We start from the raw sequence: 5364 nt of genomic DNA on the forward strand, positions 1-5364 counted from the left end.
CTTCACCGGCGGCGTGGTCGGCGCCCCGACGCCGGGCGAGCGCTACGGCCGGGCCCTGAGCTTCCAGCCGCCGGAGAACCCGCTGCGCACCCCGCTGTCCGCTGCCGCGCGGCGCATCGGCGTCAACGAGTTCGCGTGGGCGGGGGTCGGCGAGGGCTACCTGATCCAGTCGATCAGCACGACGAACGACAGCGGCGCGCAGCTGTTCACGCACAACCACGCCAAGCCCGGCGACCGGGTGGCCCCGCACGCCCCCTACCACTTCGCCCAGGTCGTGCTGGCGGCCGAGGACGGCACCCACCAGATCACGCTGGAGAACTCGACGCACTCCCGGGGCGAGATCCCCGCCGAGGCCCTCGACGAGGTCATCGACGAGAACCTGGCCCGTTACACCGAGGACGAACTCACCCGGCTGGCCGACCGGGCCGGGCAGCGTGCCGCCGAGGCACGGCGCAGGGGTGCGGGGGAGCCGGAGACCGCCCGCCTGGAGGACTTCGCACGCGCGGCCAAGGCCCTGGCCGATGTCCACCAGGCGGAACAACTGCCCTGGTACTTCGACGAGGACCGGCCCGAACACGCCTTGGCGCTGCGCGAGGCATCCCTGGCGCGCTCCCGCGCCCGGGACCTGATCCGGGCAGCCGCGCCCGTGCCCGAGGGCAAGGACATGTGGTTCTTCCGGGCGTACAGCAAGCGGCCCGGCGAGTCGGCGCACGAGGTCAACGCGGCGCTCCTGACGGACGACTCCCCCGAGGTGGCCAACCCGCTGACGACGGTGGTGCTGCACGGCCACGCGCCCCGCCCGCACCAGCGGACCGTGCGCTTCGAGGAGGGGGAGCGCACCACCCCCGTGGACGCCGAGGGCACGATCGGCGGGCTCGCCCTGTCACTGGCGCGCGCGGGCCTGTGGAACCGGGCCAACGGCCTTCCGCTGCCGACGGTCACCCTGACCGGGTACGGCAACCGCTCGCAGGCCAGCGGCCGGGAGCGGGCGGACGCCGTCGCCAGGGCCCTCGCGGCCAGGCTGGCACGGGCTCTGGACACCCTCCAGAGCGGTGTGGGCGGCCCGCGCCTCGGCGTACGGCACTTCGGGGTCACCAAGTCCGGCACACGAGTGCGCAGCGCCACCGACCCCGCCCAGGGGCGACTGGTGACGATCGAGATCGACGACCGCCGCCTGGTCCCGCGGGAACCGGCCACCGGCGTCCAGGAGGTGGCCCGGCCCGAGGAGCCGGCCGCACCCCCGGCAGCCGGGCCGACGGCCACCGGGCCGAGGAGGCCGGAGCCCGCACCCACGCGTCCGGCCGCCGCCGGGCCCGAGACCGCGGGGCCCGAGACCGCGGGGCCCGAGACCGCCGGAGCCGTGCCCGCCCCGGGGCGCGCCCGGCCCACGCCGCCCGGCCGTTCCGCACAGGCAGGCCCGGAACGCAGGAACAGCGACGCTCCCCCGTGGGTCCTGGCACGCATCCGCTACGCGGAGGAGTCCGCCGCCTTCGACAGGCGGCTGGGCGAGTACCTCGCCGAACACGAGGCGGTGATCGCCGAGTTCCGGAAGATGGCGAACGCCGCCTGGGCGGCGGCGCGCCGCCACCGCCCACGTGAGCTGGCGACGTTCGGTGACACCAGCAAGTTCAAGGCGGGTGTCGTCGGCACGTCCCGCGAGGCGCTCCAGCGGGTGCTGAGGAGCGGGAACCTGCGGGAGCTTGTGGCGTTCCTGTACGAGGGGATCTCGAACGACCTCGTACCGGGGATGCTGGGCGGCGCCGAGGAGCAGCATCCGGAGATCGCCGCGGAGCGGCCGAGCCGGCGGCAGCTCGCCACGTACGCGGAGTACATGCGGCGGGCCACGGAGATCCAGGCGTCGGACATGACTCCCGCCGAGAAGGCGGCCGCGATCAGGGAACTGCCCCGGCCCGTCGCGGACCCCGCGCGGCCGGACGAGGTCCGCCCGCCGCTGAGCGAGGCGGAGCGCCGGTTCGCGGTCGACGAGGCCGGGCTGACGTGGATGCCGGCGACCTCGGTGTACGACATCGCGATGAGCGCCGGTTTCCAGGGACGGTCCGAGGACTCGGGCGGCCTGGTGGCGACCGGCACCGCCGGGTCCACCTACCGCTTCGTCCTGCACGCCGCCCGCATGAGGGAGCAGTGGGGCGTCGACCTGGACCTCGGCCTGATCCGGGCCGGAATGCTGGCCATCTCCCTCACGGTGGGTCACCACACCGCCCACGAGGTCATGCGCGGCGCCCAGTTGGCGATCGACGACGTGCCCGGCCACGACCCGGCCCTGGACTACACCGACAACTGGGGCCGGTACTGGAACATCCATCCGCTGGACGAGCGAGAGCTGCGGGAGAACGTCGCCCGGGACGGGCTCTTCCCGGACGAGCACGCCCAGGCACTCCTGGAGGAGCTGGAGCCCGCCGCGGGCACCGTCACACGCGAGGGCGGCCGCGCCGAGCTCCCGCACCGGCCGGGGCCGGCACGGCGCCCCGTCCACGCCCGCCCCGTCGCCACCCGGCCGAACCACCCAGCTCCCCGGATGCCCGACCCCCCCACCGCGCACCGGAGCGCGCCGGCCGCACCCCAGGAGGTGTCGCCGCATGAGGCGGAGGGGCACCGCGAGGCGGTCCTCGACGCCCTGTACGGGCTGGGCGCACTGCACGGCGTCGACCGGCACACGGCCGCCGAGGGACTGGAGCGGCTGGACCGGGTCCGGTCGGCGGACCGGGCACTGCGCGGCGGCTTCCTGGACCTGGACGCGCTGGTCCGCCGGGTGCTGCTGCTCGCCCCCTCCGACACCGTGACCGCCTCGGCACGGGGTGCGCTGATACGTCTGGTCACGGCCCCGTTCGCGGCGAACGCGCACACGGTGGACGCGCTGTCCGCCCACTACCTCGCCCAACGCGGCGTCTTCCACGCCGACTTCCGGCTCACCGACGCCCAGGGCCGCCCGCGCGGCTGGAACTGGCTCGGCCACCCCCTGCCGGCGGACTTCGATCCGGGCACCACCGGCCGGATCTCGCGCACCCCCGACGGAAGCACCGGTCACAGCGGGTCCGAGACCGCGCCCTGGCGTCCCACGGAGGGCCACCCCGACCCGTACCTCCTCCTGCTCGGCGGCGGGACCGACGCGGTCACGGTGCGTGGACTCGGCGGCTTCGCGCGTGCGGTACCGCCCGAGGTGTTCCACGAAGTGATGGCCCTCGACCGCAACCTGACGGGCCGTCCGGGGCCGCTGCTGCTCCACGTCGTCCGGCCCACCGCCGCATCCCTGGACCTGCCGCGCGGGCTCGCCGACCGGCTCGGACGGGAGGTGTGGGCCACCACCGGCCGGTCCGTCATCGGGCGCCTCCCGGACGCCCCGAACCGCTCGGCGGTCCTGCTGCTGGACGAGGTACGGCAGGGCCCCCGGGGCCAGTGGTTCGCCAACACGCCTTTTTCGGTGCCCAGTTCCCCCACCGACCCGGCGGACGAGAACATCAGCGCCCTCTCCGTCGCCCACCACGGGAACCGCTCCACGGGCTACATCTCGATGGACCTCGCCGAGTCCGACGACGGCGGCTGGTCGCGCACGCTGGCGCACAGCCGCCTGGGGACGGTCACCTCGTACACCCACCAGCGCACCGCCTACGACCCCAAGGGCGCCACCTCTCCCGTGCCCTGGGCCGAACTCGACCTGCCGGCACCGTACTTCCCGAACAACCACGGCCTGCCCGGCTCCGTCACGTGGCACACCCCGGACGGCGGGCGGACCGACGACGGGCCGCGGTTCGCCCGCACACTCGCCCGGCGCCGCAGCCTCGCCTCGCTCGCTCCCGAGCACCCCGTCGTGCTGCTCGTCTGCTACGCGGCGGCGCCGCCCGGTATCGGCGAGACACCCGGACTGCACATCGACGGCCCGCCACCGTTCGTGCCCGACCCCCTCGCGTCCGTGGCGGTCGGTCAGCACACGGCCGACGAGACGGGCCGCACGGTGTTCGCGACCACCCTGATGAACGCGGCCGTCCAGCCCGGGCACGGCGGGCAGGACGCCTACCTCAGCCTCCAGACCGACGCCCGGGGACGCGCCTATCCCTGGGTCATGTTCCGGCCGGAACCGGCCGGGGCCGAGCTGGACACGCGGGCCCGCGACGCCGGCCTGCACCACGCCCCCGGGCCCGCCCCCGAAGCGGTACGCCAGCGGACCCTGCGGCTGGTCCGGGCGCTCCGCCTGATCTTCGGCCCCACGGTCGACGACACCCCGGAGTACCCGGTGCTGCTGCGGGGCGTCGGCGCACTCGACCTGATGCGCGAGGCCGATCCGCACCTGAACCACGACGGTGCCCGCGCCTTCACCCTGGACCTGTACGAACAGGTACTGAACGGCTACCACACGGGCGGGCTCCCGCCGGGGCCGACCGCGCACTTCACGCCGGACAGCCACCGCGACCTGCTGACGGAGGCGGCCCGCCGCTGGGACTCCGGAGCCCGCGGCCCCCTGACCGGCTGGATCGCCCTCCCGCACCTGGTCCACGTGCTGACGGACCTCTCCTCCGCACCCCACCGGGAGGACGTGGCCCGGCAGGTCCTGGGGCTCGGAGCCGCCGCGCCGGTCGGAGAGGCCGAATGGTCCAGGCTGCTGTGGGCGTCGTACAAGGTCGCCACGGTGACCGCCCTCCTGGACCCGGCCGCCTTCACCGCCGCGGTGCTGCACCCGCACGTCCCCGACCCGGCGCGGTACGAGGAGGCGGTCCTCGTGGCGCGGCAGGCGGCGGCCGTCGGCCGCGACCCGTGGCAGCTCCACGAGCTGGCCGCCCACCACCTGGAGCAGCAGGGCGCGCTCCGGCCCGACCGGCTCCTGACGGACGACGACGGAGAGGCGTGGGGCAGGGCGCTGGACGGCGTCCCCCGGCCGCAGGGCACGTTCGACCCGGGCGTCGTGACCCTGATGGGGTACGCGGCCGACGGTTCGCTGGTGCCCGTCGGCACCGAGCCGGCACCGTGGGCGGCCGACCCGCACCGCCCGAGGCCCTTCGTGTACGTCGCCGACGGTGACGCCGACGGACTGCGGATACAAGGACCCGTACCACCGCGGGAGTTCGGCGAACTGGTCTTCCGGGACCCCGCGCTGCTCGCGGAGGACGGATACGCGGAGGTCATCGCGGTGGTGCCGCACGCCCGGCCGTCCGGCGCCGGACCGGCCGAGGGCGGCATTCCCGGCGAGGGCGCCCGGAACTCGGCACGCAACTGGTGGGCCACCCACAGTGCCACCACGCTCCACCACGATCCGGCGACCGGGACGTACACCGTCGCGGTGCTGCCGGGGCCGGACGGACAGCCCGCCACCGCGGGGACCTGGGGACGGATCACCCGCCCGGACGGCGACGG

General features: G+C 75.4%; 1 protein-coding gene. It reads left to right on the top strand.

What is annotated here, in order from left to right; translation table 11 throughout:
* Window positions 1-5364 (top strand): lonely Cys domain-containing protein (locus ABZ371_RS28355; protein ID WP_358684774.1); only part of this gene is annotated, 5364 nt, incomplete at both ends.

The sequence above is a fragment of the Streptomyces sp. NPDC005899 genome (assembly GCF_040629645.1).
GTDB lineage: Bacteria > Actinomycetota > Actinomycetes > Streptomycetales > Streptomycetaceae > Streptomyces.